Origin of the sequence: Sphingomonas sp. IC-11 (genome assembly GCF_021043365.1) — a bacterium.
Classification (GTDB): Bacteria; Pseudomonadota; Alphaproteobacteria; order Sphingomonadales; family Sphingomonadaceae; genus Sphingomonas.
Map to the genome: position 1 here is coordinate 282433 of NZ_JAJNDU010000001.1, position 16814 is coordinate 299246.

The window sequence follows — 16814 nt, forward strand, 5'->3', positions numbered from 1 at the left end:
CGGCGGGGGTTCCTCAAGCCTCCCCGCCATCGGACGCAAGATGCAGGCGAGAGAGACCGGAGTTCAGCATGGTAGACGCAGATTATTTCCTCACCGTGGCGAACCAGACGCTGTGGGTGCTCGCCCTCGCCGCTGCCCCGATCCTGATTCCGGCGCTCGTTTCCGGCCTGATCCTCGGCATGATCCAGGCGGCCACCTCGATCCAGGAACAGACGCTGAGCTTCGTACCCAAGCTGATCGTGGTCGGCCTGTCGCTGGTGATTTTCGGTGCGATGATCCTGGGCCTGCTCAGCGATTTCACCGTCTCGATCTTCGAGCGTATCCCCGATCTGGTCCGCTAGGCTGGTGCTGGCGTCCACTGTCCTCGATCGCGCCGCCGCGTCGGGCGACTGGCCGCCGCTATGCTAGGGTTCGGCCTTTCGATCGAGCCGCAGTTATGGGCCCTGATCTTTGTCATGGTCCGCGTCGGCGCCGCCTTTGTCGCAGCGCCCGTGTTCGGCAACGTGTCCGTTCCGCTTCAGGTGCGCGTCGTGCTGGCCGGAGCGGTCGGCGTGCTGGTGCTTGGCATGCACGATGTCACGCCTCCCCCGCAGGTATTCGCTCTGGCCACCTTCCTTGCCATCGCGGCCGAGGCGCTGGTCGGCCTGGCGCTTGGCTTCATTCTGCAGATCGCCTTTGCCGCGCCGCTGATCGCCGGCGAACTTATCGGCGGGTCCATGGGCATCGGCTTTGCCAACATGATCGATCCCAATTCCGGCCGCTCGTCGCCGGCGATCGGCCAGTTCCTGTCGATCCTGCTGACGTTGCTGTTCCTGTCGATCGATGGCCACCTCGTGCTCGTCGACACGGTGGCCCGCAGCTATACGGCGCTGCCACCCGGCGCCGCCTGGCTCGCGCCGGCGCAGCTGCGCGATATCGCGCTGTTCGGCGGCTACGCCTTTTTCGCCGGTCTGCTGCTCGCCCTGCCGGTAGGCTTCCTTTTACTCTGCCTTAATCTGGTGGTCGGTATGATCTCGCGGTCGGCACCGGCGCTGAACCTGTTCTCGATCGGTCTGCCGGCCAGCCTTGCCGTCGGCGTGATCGCGATGGCGGCGGCGTTCCCGGCAATGGGTGATTACATGCTGGTCGTCGTGCGCGAGGGCCTGGAAGCGGCACGGAGCCTGGTACTTGGCTGACGAGTTCGGCGAAAAGACAGAAGCCCCGACACCCAAGCGTCTCAAGGACGCGCGGAAAAAGGGTGACGTTCTCAAATCACGTGAATTCGCGACGGCGCTGGTGGCACTGGCGGGGGTGGCGTGGCTCGTCTTTTTCGGGCCGTCCCTGGTCGCCGCGTGCAAGGGCGTGATGGCCGAAAGCTTTCAATTCACGCGCGGCGACGTGGAGGATTTTCAGCCGTTCCGCCCGTTGGCCGCCGCCGGGTGGAAGCTGCTGCCGGCCTTTGGGACCCTCTTTGCGATCGTGATGGCGGCCGGCGTGGCCAGCCAGGCCGCGCTCGGCTCGCTTCAGTTCAACGCCGGCCTGCTCGCGCCGAAGGGCAACCGCATCAATCCTGCCTCCGGGCTGAAGCGCATCTTCGGCATGAACGGCTGGATCGAACTCGGCAAATCCTTGCTGAAGGTTGCCCTGCTTGGATCGATTGGCGCGTGGCTGCTGATGAGCACCGCGCGCACCACTTTGGGCCTTGCTCGTGCGAACCTTGGGGCCGCGGTGGATGCGCTCGGCGGCACGCTCACGACGCTGATGATCGTCATGTCGATGGGCTTGGTCGCCATCGCGCTCCTCGATGTGCCGCTCCAGATGTTCCAGCGCATGAAGAAGCTGCGCATGTCCAAGCAGGAGCAGAAGGACGAGCATAAGGAGAGTGAAGGCAACCCGGAGGTGAAGGCGCAGATCCGCTCGCGCCAGCACGCCATGCTGTCGCGCTCCACCCGCCGCGCCGTGGGCGAGGCGCACGTCGTGCTGACCAACCCGACCCATTTCGCGGTCGCCCTGCGCTACGATCGCGGGCGCGATCAAGTGCCGGTGGTGGTCGCAAAGGGACGCGGCGCCACCGCACTCGCGATCCGCGAAATCGCCGGCGACATGGCGGTGCCGATCCTCGAATCTCCGATGCTCGCACGTGCGATCTACTACACCAGCCGCGAGAACCAGGAGGTCCGCGACGATCTCTACATGGCAATCGCAACGGTGCTTGCGTTCGTGTTCAACCTGAACGCGGCTGCGGGCGGCGCGCAGCTGCCACCGATCGAGGTGCCGGTTGGCGCCCGCTTCGACGAAAATGGCGCGGCGCTCCAGTAGAGAGCGGCTACCCCCGATGACGCCTCTCTTCCGAGACATGCCCACTCACTAGACCAGCCGAACAGCGCTAAAGTTGCGGCTGGTGCGGCCGTTTAAGACGGTGTCATGACGAGCGTCTCCAGCACCTCCGCGCCGAGCGCGACCACAACCAGCGTTACCAAGTCGGCTGCCAGTGCGCTGCTGACCTCGCTCAACACTGGCTCGGGCGTCGACACGGACACGCTGGTGACCAGCCTGGTGCAGGCGCAATTCGCGGCTAAAACCGCGGCGCTTACCGCGCGGTCGGACAAACTGACGGCGCAGCTTTCCGGTGTTTCCACCCTGAAGAGCGCGATTACGGACTTCACCGCCGCGCTGGATTCGCTGGTGAAAGGCGGGACGTTGCAGTCCCAGCCGATGAGCACCAATGCCTCTGTGCTTACGGCCACGGCAATCTCCGGCGCGAAGCTCACCGGCCTCACCGCCAGCATCCGCGTTGACCGGTTGGCGACCGCACAAACCGCCGTTTCCACGGTTAGTCTGGGCTCCAAGAGCGAAGTGATCGGTTCCGGCACCTTCACGCTTAAGCTCGGTACCGCGACCTACGACGCCAATGGGGCAATGACCGGGCTGACCGGCGTCGATGCCAACGGCGATGATGTTGAAGACACGATCGCCATCGACATCACGGACGGCTCGCTCACCACCATTGCGGCGGCGATCAATGCCAAAAAGGCAGGTGTGACTGCGTCCGTCGTCACTGACGCTGATGGTCGCGCGTTTCTTTCGCTGAAGGGCGAGACGGGCACGGCCAAGGCTTTCACGCTTGAGGCGACCAACGACCCATCCGGAAAGCTCGCGCAGTTTAACGTCGGCCCAAGCGCCACCGACATGAACATCACGGGCAAGGCGGGTAACGCCATTCTGTCGGTGGACGGGATCACGGTCGAGCGTTCGAGCAACAGCGTCAGCGATCTTGTTGAGGGCGTGAAGCTTGATCTGGTCGGAACCTCGGCCGCTCCTGTATCGCTATCCGCCACCACGCCGACGACAGCCCTGACCAATGCGGTCGAGGACTTCGTCTTCACGTTCAACCAGGTATTGAGCGAACTGCAGAAGCAGACCGATCCGATCTCCGGTGATCTGCGCGGCGATTCGGGCGCGCAGAACATGCTGCGCAGCCTCAAGGGGCTGACCATGCGCAATCTGTTGCCGGGCGCAGCGGAAGGGACGCCGCGTACCTTGGCTCAACTTGGCGTGCTGACCAACCGCGACGGCACCCTGTCCGTGAACAACGACACGCTGACGAAGGCGATCGCCAGCAACCCTGGTGCGCTCGAAGCGATGTTCTCCAACTCCACCGACGGTTCCGGCGTCCTCGCCGCGATGAATTCCATCAAGTTGAACGCGACCAGCACGCTTTATGGGCTTGGCGCGTCAACAACGCGCTACAATCAGGCGAAGAGTGATCTGGCGGACCAGCAGGACAAGCTCACGGTTCAGCAGGAAAAGATGACCACCCGCCTGACGCAGCAGTTCGCCTCGATGAACGCCCGCGTGGCTGCCTATAAGTCCACGCAGACCTTCATGGAAAACCAGATCAAGGCCTGGACGAACGGCAACGACTAATGGCGTACGCGTCCGTTTTGTCGCGCGATCCGGCGCAGACGTACCGTCAGATCGATCTGGCCGGCCGCACCGCCAATGCGGACGGTCCGGCGCTGGTGCAGCTTCTTTACGAAGAGCTCTGCCAGGCACTGCGCGTCGCCGCTTGGGCGGCAGAGAACAAGAAGTTCGCAGTAAAAAGCGAGCGCGTGACTCGTGCCACAGCCATCCTGTTCGCCCTGGAAGCGAATCTGGATTTCGAAAGAGGAGGACAGGTTTCTGCCACCTTGGCGCGCGTATATGCGGGAGCGCGCAAGCAGGTGATCGAGGCGAGCCTGGGCCATGACGGCGCTCCATTTCGGCAGGTCGCCGAAACCCTGGCGGAGATCGCTGAGGCGTGGCGAATGGCGCGTGCTGCCTGATACCTGACAAGCGGCACGCCCCGCGGCCGGATCGTTCGTTCGGTCAGCGCAACCAATGGCGGGCGACGAACCAGCCGGTCACCGCGACGGAGATGACCGCGCAAAGGCCCACGATCGCGTCGAACGCCCATGGCTCCTCAGCGAGCCACAGGCCCTTCACATTCATGCCGTACAGACCGGTGATGAAGGTGAGTGGCAAGAACACCATGGCGGCGATCGAGATGATGAGGCCGCGCTGATCCAGCTGCTCGGCACGAAGGTCGGTCAACGCCTCATGGATCAGGCTCGCCCGCTCGCGAATAGCTTCCACTTCCTCCGCCATGCGCGCGGCGCGATCCGCCGCGGCCGCCAGGTGAGCGCGGTCGTCCGGGCCAAGCCACTCGCCGGGTAGCGACGCAAGCTTTTCAAGCGCGGCGCGTTGCGGATTGAGGAAGCGGCGATAGTTGATTGCCTCCACTCGTACCCGAGTCACGCTTCGGCGCAGGGCAAATGCCCTGGAGGCATCAAGCTGCTGTTCGCAATCGTCGAGATCATCACCCAGGTCGGCCACGACAGGATCAAGATCGGCCGTGATGGCGCTCGCAAAGGCCGTGATGATGTCGCCGGGGTCATGCACACGGCCGTTTGTGACCTCCTTCTCCACCGCATCGGTCGCCAGGAGGTGCTTTCGCGTGACCGAAATCACGCGGCCCTTCTCGGCCCAGATCCGCACGGAGGCGAGCATGTCCGATGGATCCAGTTCCTCCTCGGTTCGCCCGCGCAGGTTAACAAACGCGCCCTCGTCCAGCGCATCGCAGCGGGGGCGGGTTTCCTGTGCGATCAGCGGGTCGACGACATAGTCCGGCAACTTCGCCACTTCCCGGAGCCAGCCCTCGGCATGTTCCGCGGTTGTGGTCAGGTGAACCCACACCATCGCGCTGTTGCCCGACATGGCCTCCTTCACCGGGATCTTCCGGGCGGCGCCATCCCCGATGTGGTAGGCAAAGCCGCTCAAATCATCCTCACATCGACGGTAAGCCCGGGAAGGTCGCTGGGGGGGCGGTTACACAAGAGACGATCCGCATCAGCCCGCGCGCGGTTCAGGATGGCAGGAGGAACGTCTGGTCCGTGGGTCACCCGGTCCGCGTTGGCGAGCAGCCGGGCCTGCCGCAGTGTCAGATCGTCGGGATCAGCCGAATGGAGCTTCATCGAAACCAAAGTACGATTTGGCTCGGACGCATGTTCCGGTGGAGTGCCGAGCGTGTTCGCCGGTTGAAGGGGATCGTAGACCCCGCCAGGCGCCAGCGCCGCGGCAATTGCCCTGCGACGATCCGCAGCTTCCGGATATCGCTTCCGCCAGGCATCACGTGCGGCAAACAGCGCATCGGCCAGCGGGCCTAAGCTTGCCGGGAGCAAGGCCTCCAGGCGCTGGCGGAGTGCCGCCGCCAGCCCGGCCGAGGCTCCTCCGGTCCCGACCGCAACGATGACCGGCGCGCGATCGATGATCGCGGGCAGGGTGAAATCGCAAAGATCAGGTCGATCAACCGCGTTCACCAGAATGCCTCGCGCCTTCAATCGAGCGACCGCCTCGTCATCGTCCACGACAATGGCAAGGGCCGGTGCATGTGAAGCGTCCATTTGCGAAGCAGCGTCTGCCCCTTCACCGTCGTGCACGCCACGATGGTTAGGCCAAACGCTGCCGTCCTCGCGGACCACGATTGCACCGGCGCGCTTCAGCAGGCGTCGCTTGGCCTCCGCCGCGTCCCCATCGCCTACCAGGATGACCGTACGCCCTTGCAGCCGTACGAATATTGGCAGGCTGTGCAGGCTCACAGCCAGTCCGGAACTCGCTCTGCGGCGAGGATGGTCTCCGCGGCGATGCGATCGGCAACCACGGCGTAACGGTCGCCATCCACCAACACCTCTGGCACCAGTGCACGGGAGTTGTACGTCGAGGCCATCGTCGCGCCATATGCGCCTGCTGTTCGGAAAACGGCGAGGTCACCCGACTTTACGACATCAATCTTTCGGTCGCGTGCAAAGGTATCACCGGTCTCGCAAACCGGGCCGGCGATGCTCGCGGTCATCCGCTCACCGGTGGGTCGCACCGCGTCGAAATCATGCCAGGCATCGTAGAGGGCAGGCCGCGCGAGATCGTTCATCGCTGCATCAACGATCACGTAAGGGTTGGTGACCCCGGGCTTCACCCAGATCACCTCCGTCAGCAGCACCCCGGCATTGCCTGCAATGACGCGGCCCGGTTCGAACATCAACGTGACGTCCCAGTCCTTGGTCACCCGTGCCACCATGGCCCCGAAGTCGGCGGGATCAGGTGGTACGTCGCCTGCCTTGTAAGTGACGCCCAGGCCGCCACCGAGATCGACATGAGTGATCGTATGTCCAGCCGCGCGCAGTTCGGCCACGAAGGCGCCGATGCGGGTATAGGCCGCCTCGAGCGGCGACAGGTCCAGCAGCTGGCTGCCGATGTGAATGGCAACTCCCCGCAGGTCCAGGCCGTCGAGCCCGGCGAGACGGGCGAAGATCCCGGCCGCCTCGTCGATGGGAACGCCGAACTTGTTCTCGCGCTTTCCGGTCGAGATCTTTGCGTGCGTGCCGGCATCGACATCCGGATTTACGCGCAGCACTGCGCGGGCCTTGGTTCCTCGTGCCGCAGCAAGCTGAGCCAGTACCACGCCTTCTTCTTCCAGCTCGATGTTGAACTGGCCGATTCCTGCGTCGATCCCCTTGATGAGTTCTGCACGGGTTTTGCCGACACCGGAAAAGACGATGTCCTCGGCCGGCATGCCGGCAGCAAGCGCTCGCGCCATTTCTCCGCCCGAAACAACGTCCGCGCCATAGCCCTCGCGGGCGAGCACATTCAGCACGGCGATGTTCGGGTTGGCTTTGATCGCATAGGCAAGATGTACGCGGCCAGCCTGTTTCAGCCCGTCGCGGAACACGCGTGCGTTACGGCGCAGCGTATTCGCAGAGTAAACATAGACGGGCGTTCCCACTTCCGCCGCAATGCGGGACAGCGGAACGGCTTCACAGTGAAGCTCTCCATCAACGAGCGAAAAGTGATCCATCGATTACCTTGGCGGGAGGTCAAATTCATCGCTACGCCGCTCCTCGGAGTTGCGTAGCAATTCATCGCTGCGGCCTGGCCTAGCTTGCGGCTGTGGCTCGAGCAGGTCTGCAGGGGTAGGGGTGGCGGTCGCGCCATAGGGAGCGACGGGCAACTGCTGTCCTTCCGCCGGCTTGAGGCCGCGAGCAGCGCCGCAGCCGGCCAGCAGCGTCGCCAGCATGAGGGCAGCAACCTTCATGACAGCGCCTCCCGCGCTTGTTGGATAGCCGCACGGACATTGTCCGGCGCTGTGCCGCCGAAGCTGGTGCGACTGGCCACCGAGGCATCGACCGAAAGAACGTTGAAGACCCGGGAGTCGATCCGGCTGTCGATGGCGACCAGATCCTCGATCGGCAGCTCATCCAGACGGACACCCAGCGCCTCGGCGCGAGCAACGGCACGACCCGTGATGTGATGGGCCTCCCGGAAGGGCACGCCTGCTTCACGCACCAGCCAATCGGCGAGATCAGTGGCCGTGGCATAGCCGCTCTCGGCCAATGCCCGCATCCGATCGGTCCGGAAGGTCGCGCTCTCCACCATGCCAGTCATCGCGGCTAGGCACAGTCCGAGCAGGTCGTGGCACTCGAACACCGGCGGCTTGTCGTCCTGCATGTCCTTTGAATAGGCAAGGGGAAGCCCCTTCATCGTCACCATCAGGCTGACGAGGCACCCGGTGATGCGGCCGGCGTGGCCGCGCACCAGTTCCGCCGCGTCAGGATTGCGCTTCTGCGGCATGATCGAGCTACCGGTCGACCATTGATCGCTCAGGCTCACAAAGCCGAACGGCTGCGACGCCCACAACACGAACTCTTCCGCCAGCCGCGACAGGTGAAGAGCGCATTGTGCCGCGCAGGTGAGATATTCGATCGCAAAGTCACGGTCAGACACCGCATCCAGCGAGTTGCGGGTCGGCCCGTCAAAGCCAAGGGCGGCTGCCGTAGCGTGGCGGTTGACCGGGAACCCAGTACCTGCGAGCGCAGCAGAGCCAAGCGGGCAAAGGTTCATTCGTACTCGAGCATCGGAAAACCGGCCGACGTCGCGCCGAGCCATTTCGACATACGCCATCAGATGGTGGCCCAGCGTCACAGGCTGGGCGGACTGAAGATGGGTGAAGCCGGGCATCACGCTGGCCGCATGTTCTTCGGCCCGCTTGAGAAGCGCTTGCTGAAAAGCGGCGAGAGCGGCCAGGGTCTCGTCAATCGCGTCACGCACCCAGAGCCGGAAGTCGGTCGCGACCTGGTCGTTGCGGCTGCGGGCAGTGTGAAGGCGTCCCGCCGCCGGGCCAATGGCGTCGGCAAGCCGCGCCTCGGTCTGCATGTGGATGTCTTCGAGCGCCAGGTCTTCGGCGACGCCTTCCGCCTCATAATGAGCAGCGACCTGTTCCAGGCCTTTTGATATGGAGGCTGCGTCAGACGCTTCGACAATGCCCTGTTGAGCCAGCATGCGGACATGCGCCTGGCTGCCGCGGATGTCCTGTCGCCACATCCGCTTGTCGAAGGGGATGGAGGCATTTATCTCGCGCATTACCGCGGCCGGACCTTCCGCAAACCGGCCGCCCCACATCTGGTTGGAATCGCTCATGCCATCGCGCTCGGGAACTGTCTTTCTCCTCGGGACCGCCCTGGCGGCCGCGGCTTGCGATAGGCAAACGCCTGCCCCGGAGCAAGCAAACGTCGCTGCATCCGACGCGATGACATCGGATGAAGTTGCCCCAAGCAAGGCACAGCCCGCGGCAGCGGCCGGAACCGTCGATCGTTCACACAAGGGGGAAGCCGCACCCGCCGTTTCGTTTTTCGACCCCGCAGGCAAGAAGATCAGCCTTGCTGACTTTCGGGGTGAGCCAGTGCTGTTGAACCTGTGGGCGACCTGGTGCGCGCCCTGCATCAAAGAAATGCCCAGCCTTGACGTGGCGGCGGCAGCTATGCGCGGGAAAGTGCGCGTCATCGCGGTGAGCCAGGACATGGAGCGCCAGAAGGTCGCCCCGTTCTTTGCCGAGCGCCAACTGAAGAACCTGGATCCCTATGTTGATCCGGATCTGGGGCTCAGCCTGACTTACAAGGTGAACCTTCCTACGACCATCATGCTGGGTGCCGATGGCCGCGAACTGTGGCGGGTGAGCGGAGCCATGGATTGGGCCGGGCCAGAGGCCAAGGCGCTCATGGATGAGGCGACTGCCTAAGGCTTCGTTCTGTCGCTCGGCTGCTCCAACGCCAGCGCCTGTGCCAGTTGGGGCCAGGAGCTGGCGGACAGCCAGGCGCGCGCCTTATGCAGGAACGCCGGCGTAGCCGACTCTGCGCAGCGCTGTAGCCAGTAGGCGGCGTCCTCAGCCCGGTTCTCGGTCATCAGCATGCGGGCATGATTAAAAGCGCCGCGAAAGTCGCCGCCTTCTGCCGCTCGGGCGTAGCAATCGGCGGCAGTCACCATGTCGCGCGCCACGACCCAGCCGTCTTCATAGAAGCTGCCTACATAATTGATCGCTTTTGCGTTGCCGAGCGCGCTGGCCTTTCTGAACCAGGCAAGCGCCGCCGCTTTATCCGCAGCCACACCCTCTCCCAGCGTGAGAGCGGTGGCGAAATTGTACATGCCCCAGTCAAGGCCACGTTCTGCGGCGATGCGGAAGCATTCGGCGGCGCGCTTCTTGTCCACCGTGACGCCCCAGCCCTGATCGTAGCAGCGTCCCACCATGTTCAGGGCCATCAGGTGCCCCTGCGCCGCCGCCTTGTTGAACCAGGCGAAGCCTTCTTTTGCTTTGCCGTCGTCAAGGAGCATCTGAGCCCAGACGGCCTGAGCCTCGGCAATGCCCTGTTCGGCGCCGGCACGTATGATGGATGCCCGTTCCCGCGCCCCACCGGACAGGCGGGCGCGTACTTGGTCCGGGGTAAGCTCGCTAACTCGGTCGGTCAGAACTTCAGTCCCAGCGTGGCAAATGCCGATCGACCGGGCGCGATCGAGGCATAATGAGCAGTGAAGGCTTGTGGGAAGTAGGTTTCGTTGGTGAGATTTTGCACGTTTACGCTGAGATCGACGTGCTCGTTGATCGCGTACCCAAGCCGGGCATCGAAGCGCCAATAGGCGGGAACGGTTAGGATCCGCACGCGGGTCGCGGGATTCACCGTGACATTGCCGGCCGCGTCCTGCGTGGCGCTGCGGTTATCCGAATAGCCGCCGAACACGCGACCTATGTAGAAGGCGCCTGCGCCCACGGAGAGGCCATCAAGCGGCGTGGCATTCGCCCACAGCGTGAAGCTGTCCTTTGCTGTCTGGGGCGCCTGTCGGCCGTTGCTGACCGACGGAACAAGCACCGGACGCGCGGGCTGCAACGTTGCGCCGTTGGCGATGACAGCGGGCGCCGTCAGCGCAGTAAAGCCGGCGTCGACGATCTTCGGGTCAAGGTGAGTGTAGCCGCCGAAGATCGAGAGCCACGGCGTGACATTGCCGTTGAAGCTGAACTCAATGCCGCGGATCCGACGCTCACCAATGAATTGCACGGTGTTGTCTGGACCAGTGACGCGGGCGTTTGACGTGTCGGTCTGAAAAGCGGCGAGCGAAAGCGCCAGCTGCGCGTCGAACAGTTCCGCCTTTGCGCCCACTTCGTAAGACTTCGTCTTCTCGACCTTGAGGCTGTCGAGGAGCGCGATGTTTGCCGGCGTTGCGGTGGTCGGGATCGCGTTCGGCTCTTGTCCTTCGCCAAGCAGGCTGTTCGGCGGGGTCGCTGCCGTCGCATAGCTTGCGTAAAGCGACGTGTTTCGGCTGGGCTTGAACACCAGCCCGGCCTGCCAGTTGAACAGCTTGTCGTTGCGCGTGAAGCTGATGGAGTCTGTCGCGGTGGCAGCTTGGCCAGGCCTCAGCTTCGACGTGAAATCATCATAGCGGGCGCCAAGATTGAGGATCAATTCCGGTATCAACGTAATCGAATCAAAGGCGTAAACGGAAATGGTCCGGGCGTTGTTCTGAGTTTCCGTGGCCAGCGCGTTCTTCAAGATCGGGGCGACAACTGTCGAGGCGTCGCTCGCATAATTGATCCAGGGATCGTTCGGGTTCGGATCGAACAAGCTGGTGCAATAGAAGCGGGCGACGGCGGCTGGCGTGCAGCGAGGCGAGACACTGGAGCCGTTCGAGACGGCATAGGTTCCGCGACGGGCTTTTTCCCAGCTGAGTTCAACCCCCGCCGCGATGCTGTGCTTGATGGCGCCAGTGTCAAAGGCGCCGAACAGGTCAGTCTGGTTGGTCAGGCCCTCGGCATAGCCATAACGGGTGTTGCTCCGCCTCCAGACCAAGCCGCCGGAGGTCGCCGGTGATCCAGGGTTGGTGCCGAACACATTTCCCTGCTGATCATCCGGTTGAGTGAAGATGTAATTCTGTTCGTTGTGGCTGAACCGAGACGTATTGCGTAAAGTGAGCCCGCCGAAATCGTGTTCGACACGCATGCTCGCCTGATGGGTATAAGCATCACGAAAGTCGCGGCTTTTCACCCCATAGAAAGCGTCGCGATCAACTTTTCCGGTGACCCCTGCGATCGTGGTGACGCGGCCAATCGCCGGCTCCACATAAATCTCTCCCGTTCCGGGGAGATTGCTCGCCGAATAAAGATAAGGAATGCCGGAATCGGGCAATTCGTGGCTTTCCAGATAATAGTAGGACGCCGTCAGCCGAGTGTCGCTGCTCAGGCCAATGGTGATCGAGGGCGCCACGCCCCATCGGCGTGCCCAAATTGCATCGCGTCCGGCAAAATCCTGGTCATGCCACATCGCTGACACGCGAACGCCGATGCCGTCGCCCAGGTATCGGTTAACGTCGAGCGCGGCATGCTTGTAATCTGCGCTGCCCAAGCTGGCACTTGCCCGTACAAAGTCGGTGGCCTGGGGCGACTTGGTGATGATGTTTATCGATCCGCCGGCGCTGCCGCGGCCGCCAAGGGCCGAATCCGAACCTCGCACTACCTGAACTTGCTCTACGGCAAAGGTGTCCCTGCTCTGCGCGGCAAGATCCCGAACGCCATCAACGAACGTCGATCCCTGGCTGTCGAAGCCACGGATGAACGGGCGATCGCCCACCGGATTGCCGCCTTCTGCCGCGCCGAAGGTGATCCCGGGAACGGTGCGCAGTGCTTCAGCCAGCGTGGTGGAACCGGTCTGCTCAATAACGTCCTTCGGCAGTACGACCACCGAACGGGGCGTGTTGACCAGCGGGGCCAAGGCTTTCGGTCCCTGAAACTCGCTGCGCTGCCGTTGGCCGTTGACCAGAATGTCGCCAGGAGCGGAGGCGTCACCTTCGGGCGTTCGATCTTGAGCGTTTGTCGGCGTGGCGGGGGTATCCGCGCTTGTTGCTTCGGCCGAGTGGGCGGTGGCGATGAAGCCGATGCAGGACAGCGCAAGGAATGATGCGCTCTTCTGCGCCGACGACGTTTTCATGTGACCCCCGATCATATCGCGCATGCCGCTAATGCGAACCATTATGAGAGTCAAATCTGTGAGTGGTTCGCGATTGCGCAGTTCCTAAGAGCGTTGGGGCGGCGGCCTGTCGCCCTAGACCCGCCGCCGCCGTCGGACTGTCGCTCGGCAAACGAGCGGTCGTCCATTGAAGGCTATCATCCGGTGGGCTTCGCGTAGCTCGCCATGGACCTGTACGCTGCCCTCGTCCTAAGGTGCGGTAAAACAACAGCAGGAGTGCAGATTCATGGAGCCGCGAAGTGTCGTGATCCTTGAGGACAATTCTGCTGTTGCCATGGTCCTTAAGGAAGGATTCGACGCACGCGGGTATAACGTGGCTGTTGCCGCAAACCCGGAAGAGCTGGAGTCGGTTCTTGAGGCGCGAGTGCCGGAATGCGCCGTCGTCGACCTTAAGCTAGGCAGCGTTTCCGGGCTTCCGTGCGTACAACGGCTGCGCGAATGCAGCGACGCCATGTCGATCGTGGTGCTGACGGGTTTTGCGAGCCTGGCTACCGCCATCGAAGCGATAAAGCTGGGAGCGTGCCATTATCTCGTGAAGCCTTCCTCGATCGAGGAAATCGAGGCGGCATTCGGCAAGCTGGACGGGGATCCAGACGTGCCGCTGGCTGATCGCGCCGCCTCCCTCAAGACTCATGAATGGGAACTCATTCAGGGCACCTTGAGTGATGTTGGTTTCAACATCTCGGAAGCAGCTAGGCGGCTGGGCATGCATCGACGGACGCTGGCCCGAAAGCTCGAGAAACGGCCACTAATATAGGGTGCAGCTTTTCGTCTTTAGGCGAGCCGATCGTGCTTCTGCCGTCACTACCGCTCGTATGATGTAGATAGGCTGCTGACAGCAGAGAAGTGTTTGCTCAGAACCACGCACGCACGCCCGCAACGAAGCTGAGGCCGCCGGTTCTGTCTCCGCTGGCGCGAGAGAAGCGGGCCGTCCGGCCGAACTCCCTTTCCCAGGAGACGCCGACATAAGGGGCTAGTTCTCGAACGATTTCGTAGCGCAGACGCAGGCCCACTTCGGCGTCGGTCAAGCCTGAGCCGATCCGGTTGCGCGGCACATCTTGAGCGGCAAGGTTCACCTCGGCCCGCGGCTGGAGGATCAGGCGTTGCGTGATCCGCTGGTCGTAATAGCCCTCCAATCGTCCGAGCACATCGCCCTTGTTTGACAGGAACACAGCGCCTTCCACGTCGAACCAATAAGGGGCAAGCCCTTCAAAGCCGACGGTAATATAGGTGCGGTCGGGACCGGGTACGAAATCCTGGCGAATGCCAGCCTGAAGGTTGAAATATGGACCGGCCGCTCGGCTGTAGAGGGCCTGAACTTCGCCTGCCGCCTTCTCGCGGAAGGCCCCTTCGCCTTCCGTCTTGACGGTAAGGCGATTGAGGTCGCCGCCGTACCAGAACTCGCCGTCCCAATGGTAGCTTTCGGCCCCTCCGCGGACCTGAACCTCGGCAAGATTCAGCATGGTCTGGGAGAAAGACATTCCGCCATGTTCGGTGCGCATGGTCTCGCGTGCGGCGAGCATCGCGGCCCGACCCCAGACGCGATCGGCATAATTTGCGTCGGGAGCGGCCGGTGCTTGGGCGTTTCCGGCCGCGAGAGCCGTGCCGCTGGCCTCTTCAGAAACAGCAGATGGCGGGTCGACCCGTTGAGGCGAACAATGCCCCATTGCCGCATGTTCCGGCGGGCACGTCGCACTGGTTGCAGCACCGGACACCCCCGACGGATGAGCATGGACGGCGTCAGGAGTGGTCGGGGAGGGGTGATGCGCCGGCGCCTTGTCCGGAGCATGTTCAGACATCTGGGTTTCGGCGTCCCCCGCCGAGGCCGACGTGGGGCGATGCTGTGAATGGTCCATCGCTTGCGGCGCGGTGCCGATGCCCCACATGGTCGCGGCGGCGAGAAGGTGCGAAATCATGCCGCAGCTCCCTCGCGGGGCCGGACCGAGACGACCTGCATCATGCCCGCATGCATGTGGTAGAGCATGTGGCAATGGAAGGCCCAATCACCGACGGCGTCTGTGGTCACGTCGAAGGTGGCGGTGCCGCCAGGCTGAACCTGGATCGTGTGCTTGCGCGGAGCAAAGTCTCCGTGACCCGTCACCAGTTCGAAGAAATGCCCGTGCAGGTGGATCGGGTGCCCCATCATCGTGTCGTTCACGAGCGTGATCCGTACTCGTTCGTCCTTCAGGAACGGGATGGGCTTTTTCACTTCGCTGAGCTTCTCGCCATCGAACGCCCACATGTAGCGTTCCATGTTGCCGGTCAGATGAATGCGCAGCGCCCGGTCGGGCGCGCGAACATCGGGGTTCCGTTCCACGGCCTTCAGATCGGTGTAGACCAGCACCCGGTGGCTGACATCGTCGAGGCCTTGGCCGCGGTCGCCCATCCGATCCACCGGCATGGGCGAAATCGTTTGTACCGCCGCAGTTTTTTTCACCTCGGGCGCCGCGGAGAAGTCGCGCATCGAATGGTTCATCGCACCCGAGCCGTGGCTCGTGCCCGCGTGCTGGGTTGGGGTGCCGCTGGCGTTACCATGCTCCGCAGGCGTGGCAGGCGAGCAGTGCCCCATCGCGGCATGCTCCGCCGGGCAGGAGGGATCGGCGGCCCGGCTGGGGGTGGCCGCGCCATGCTCCGCGCCGTGCATGTCACCTCCGGTTTTGGCACCGTGGCTCGCATGGTTCATCGACCCATGGGCGCCGTGGGCCGTTCCGCCCATGCCCATGTCTTTCATGTCCGCGAGCGGGCGGCGGCGCAGCGGAGGAACGGCGGCGGACATGCCTTCGCGTGGCGCCAAAGTAGCGCGCGCCATTCCTGATCGATCGACGCTCTCGCCAACGATCGTGTACGCACGATCGTCGCTTGGCTGCACGATCACGTCGTACGTCTCGGCAACGGCGATCTGCATCTCATCAACCGTTACTGGCTGAACAGGGAGGCCGTCCGCCTGAACGACGGTGAGCTTCAAGCCCGGAATGCGAACGTTGAAGGTCGTCATTGCGGATGCATTGATAAGCCGCAGGCGAATACGCTCACCCGGGCGGAAAAGCCCGGTCCAATTGTCCCGCGGGCCGTAGCCATTGACGAGGTAGGTATAGGTGCTGCCCGTTACGTCCGCGACATCAGTCGGGTCCATCCGCATGGCCCCCCACTGGCGCCGTTCTTTCGCCGGCTGATCCTCGCCCCTGAGCAGGCCACTCAGCGTCTGCTTCTGAAAGTTGAAATAGCCACCTTGTTGCTTGAGCTTCTTGAAGATGACGTGAGGGTGCAGCGGGCTATGATCGGACAGAACGATGACGTGCTCCCGGTCGGACTGAACCGAATCAGCACCACGCGGATCGATCACGATCGGCCCGTAGTGACCGAGTTGTTCCTGAAGCCCGGAGTGGCTGTGATACCAATAGGTCCCGGACTGTACGATCGGGAACTCGTAGGTGAAGGTCGAGCGCGGCTTGATGCCGGGGAAGCTGACGCCAGGCACGCCATCCATGTGGAACGGCAGGATGAGGCCATGCCAGTGAATGGAGCTGTCCTCGTCCAACGTATTCTCGACGTGCAGTCGGACATTCTGCCCCTCACGCAAACGGATCAGAGGCGCCGGGATGGTGCCGTTGATCCCGATCCCATGACTCTCGCGACCATCGATCACCATTTTCTGATGAGCGATACGCAAGGTGATCTCCTCACCCGATACAGTCGGAAGAGGCTTGGAGATGCCGGCGGAAACAGGCTGTGCCCATGCCGGCATGTAGGTGGACAGGGCGAGACCGCTGCCCACCAGTCCGGCGCCGCGTAGCAACTGGCGGCGATCGAGAACGCTCGACATTCTAGCTCCTTGGATCCGACCGCTATGGACCGTGACCTGTACTTCGCGGCTTCGATACCGCCCCTTAACGGGAGTCCCTGCCAGCCATAAGCCCCGTTTGCGGCTGGCAAGCCCGCCGGCGAGGGGCGCGAGTT

Annotated in this window: 16 protein-coding genes; 7 read left to right on the plus strand and 9 right to left on the minus strand. The window is 63.3% G+C overall.

Annotated elements, in window-relative coordinates; all coding sequences use genetic code 11:
* Positions 1-68: 68 nt before the first annotated feature.
* The 5 genes from fliQ (at position 69) to LQ954_RS01305 (ending at position 4304) form a co-directional block, all read left to right on the plus strand.
* Positions 69-341: a flagellar biosynthesis protein FliQ gene (gene fliQ / locus LQ954_RS01285; RefSeq protein ID WP_046407818.1), complete on the plus strand. Its 273-nt coding sequence runs from the start codon at positions 69-71 to the stop codon at positions 339-341.
* Between the two features lie 60 nt (positions 342-401).
* Positions 402-1175 carry a flagellar biosynthetic protein FliR gene (gene fliR, locus LQ954_RS01290; protein WP_231021545.1) on the plus strand — a complete coding sequence of 258 codons (774 nt, stop codon included), beginning with the start codon at positions 402-404 and terminating at the stop codon, positions 1173-1175.
* The gene (locus tag LQ954_RS01295) at positions 1168-2298 is read left to right on the plus strand and encodes an EscU/YscU/HrcU family type III secretion system export apparatus switch protein (protein WP_231021546.1); all 1131 of its coding nucleotides are present in this window, start codon (positions 1168-1170) and stop codon (positions 2296-2298) included. Before fliR ends, LQ954_RS01295 begins: the two co-directional genes overlap by 8 nt.
* Positions 2299-2403: 105 nt before the next feature.
* The gene (gene fliD / locus LQ954_RS01300) at positions 2404-3906 is read left to right on the plus strand and encodes a flagellar filament capping protein FliD (RefSeq protein ID WP_227771338.1); all 1503 of its coding nucleotides are present in this window, start codon (positions 2404-2406) and stop codon (positions 3904-3906) included.
* On the plus strand, positions 3906-4304 hold the full coding sequence (locus tag LQ954_RS01305) for a flagellar export chaperone FliS (protein ID WP_231021547.1): 399 nt from the start codon (positions 3906-3908) through the stop codon (positions 4302-4304). Before fliD ends, LQ954_RS01305 begins: the two co-directional genes overlap by 1 nt.
* Positions 4305-4347: 43 nt before the next feature.
* Here LQ954_RS01305 and LQ954_RS01310 read toward each other — a convergent pair whose 3' ends face one another.
* Genes LQ954_RS01310 through argH form a run of 5 tightly spaced genes read right to left on the minus strand, consistent with a single transcriptional unit; the run spans position 4348 to position 8970 of the window.
* Positions 4348-5298 (minus strand): CorA family divalent cation transporter, encoded by a 951-nt coding sequence (locus tag LQ954_RS01310; RefSeq protein WP_227771340.1) that lies wholly within the window; start codon positions 5296-5298, stop codon positions 4348-4350.
* On the minus strand, positions 5295-6110 hold the full coding sequence (locus LQ954_RS01315) for a precorrin-2 dehydrogenase/sirohydrochlorin ferrochelatase family protein (protein WP_231022691.1): 816 nt from the start codon (positions 6108-6110) through the stop codon (positions 5295-5297). Before LQ954_RS01315 ends, LQ954_RS01310 begins: the two co-directional genes overlap by 4 nt.
* Before the next feature lie 2 nt (positions 6111-6112).
* A complete protein-coding gene (gene lysA / locus LQ954_RS01320; RefSeq protein WP_231021548.1) occupies positions 6113-7369 on the minus strand; it encodes a diaminopimelate decarboxylase in 1257 nt (418 codons plus the stop codon).
* A 3-nt stretch (positions 7370-7372) separates the two neighbouring features.
* Positions 7373-7606, minus strand: a complete 234-nt coding sequence (locus LQ954_RS01325) for a hypothetical protein (RefSeq protein ID WP_227771342.1) — start codon at positions 7604-7606, stop codon at positions 7373-7375.
* Positions 7603-8970 carry an argininosuccinate lyase gene (argH, locus tag LQ954_RS01330; RefSeq protein ID WP_231022692.1) on the minus strand — a complete coding sequence of 456 codons (1368 nt, stop codon included), beginning with the start codon at positions 8968-8970 and terminating at the stop codon, positions 7603-7605. The genes LQ954_RS01325 and argH overlap by 4 nt, the downstream gene beginning before the upstream one ends.
* A 127-nt stretch (positions 8971-9097) precedes the next feature.
* On the opposite strand from argH, the gene LQ954_RS01335 reads away from it, so the two are divergent.
* Complete coding sequence (locus LQ954_RS01335) at positions 9098-9586, plus strand: TlpA family protein disulfide reductase (RefSeq protein ID WP_231021549.1); 489 nt, start codon at positions 9098-9100, stop codon at positions 9584-9586.
* Here LQ954_RS01335 and LQ954_RS01340 read toward each other — a convergent pair.
* Positions 9583-10176, minus strand: coding sequence for a tetratricopeptide repeat protein (locus LQ954_RS01340; RefSeq protein WP_231021552.1), 594 nt, complete (start codon positions 10174-10176; stop codon positions 9583-9585). The two genes, LQ954_RS01335 and LQ954_RS01340, sit on opposite strands and share 4 nt — an antisense overlap.
* Before the next feature lie 131 nt (positions 10177-10307).
* Positions 10308-12818, minus strand: coding sequence for a TonB-dependent receptor (locus LQ954_RS01345; RefSeq protein WP_231021553.1), 2511 nt, complete (start codon positions 12816-12818; stop codon positions 10308-10310).
* A 265-nt stretch (positions 12819-13083) separates the two neighbouring features.
* On the opposite strand from LQ954_RS01345, the gene LQ954_RS01350 reads away from it, so the two are divergent.
* Positions 13084-13614, plus strand: a complete 531-nt coding sequence (locus LQ954_RS01350) for a response regulator transcription factor (protein WP_227771346.1) — start codon at positions 13084-13086, stop codon at positions 13612-13614.
* A gap of 97 nt (positions 13615-13711) precedes the next feature.
* Here LQ954_RS01350 and LQ954_RS01355 read toward each other — a convergent pair whose 3' ends face one another.
* Complete coding sequence (locus LQ954_RS01355) at positions 13712-14773, minus strand: copper resistance protein B (RefSeq protein ID WP_231021555.1); 1062 nt, start codon at positions 14771-14773, stop codon at positions 13712-13714.
* Positions 14770-16680 carry a copper resistance system multicopper oxidase gene (locus LQ954_RS01360; protein ID WP_231021557.1) on the minus strand — a complete coding sequence of 637 codons (1911 nt, stop codon included), beginning with the start codon at positions 16678-16680 and terminating at the stop codon, positions 14770-14772. Before LQ954_RS01360 ends, LQ954_RS01355 begins: the two co-directional genes overlap by 4 nt.
* Positions 16681-16814 lie beyond the last annotated feature (134 nt).

Excerpts from the sequence above, each read along its gene's own strand:
- fliQ (WP_046407818.1), top strand. The coding sequence starts at position 69 with ATGGTAGACGCAGATTATTTCCTCACCGTGGCGAACCAGACGCTGTGG.
- fliR (WP_231021545.1), top strand. The coding sequence starts at position 402 with ATGCTAGGGTTCGGCCTTTCGATCGAGCCGCAGTTATGGGCCCTGATC.
- fliD (WP_227771338.1), top strand. The coding sequence starts at position 2,404 with ATGACGAGCGTCTCCAGCACCTCCGCGCCGAGCGCGACCACAACCAGC.
- LQ954_RS01305 (WP_231021547.1), top strand. The coding sequence starts at position 3,906 with ATGGCGTACGCGTCCGTTTTGTCGCGCGATCCGGCGCAGACGTACCGT.
- lysA (WP_231021548.1), bottom strand. The coding sequence starts at position 7,369 with ATGGATCACTTTTCGCTCGTTGATGGAGAGCTTCACTGTGAAGCCGTT.
- LQ954_RS01325 (WP_227771342.1), bottom strand. The coding sequence starts at position 7,606 with ATGAAGGTTGCTGCCCTCATGCTGGCGACGCTGCTGGCCGGCTGCGGC.
- argH (WP_231022692.1), bottom strand. The coding sequence starts at position 8,970 with ATGTGGGGCGGCCGGTTTGCGGAAGGTCCGGCCGCGGTAATGCGCGAG.
- LQ954_RS01335 (WP_231021549.1), top strand. The coding sequence starts at position 9,098 with ATGACATCGGATGAAGTTGCCCCAAGCAAGGCACAGCCCGCGGCAGCG.
- LQ954_RS01340 (WP_231021552.1), bottom strand. The coding sequence starts at position 10,176 with ATGCTCCTTGACGACGGCAAAGCAAAAGAAGGCTTCGCCTGGTTCAAC.
- LQ954_RS01345 (WP_231021553.1), bottom strand. The coding sequence starts at position 12,818 with ATGAAAACGTCGTCGGCGCAGAAGAGCGCATCATTCCTTGCGCTGTCC.
- LQ954_RS01350 (WP_227771346.1), top strand. The coding sequence starts at position 13,084 with ATGGAGCCGCGAAGTGTCGTGATCCTTGAGGACAATTCTGCTGTTGCC.
- LQ954_RS01355 (WP_231021555.1), bottom strand. The coding sequence starts at position 14,773 with ATGATTTCGCACCTTCTCGCCGCCGCGACCATGTGGGGCATCGGCACC.
- LQ954_RS01360 (WP_231021557.1), bottom strand. The coding sequence starts at position 16,680 with ATGTCGAGCGTTCTCGATCGCCGCCAGTTGCTACGCGGCGCCGGACTG.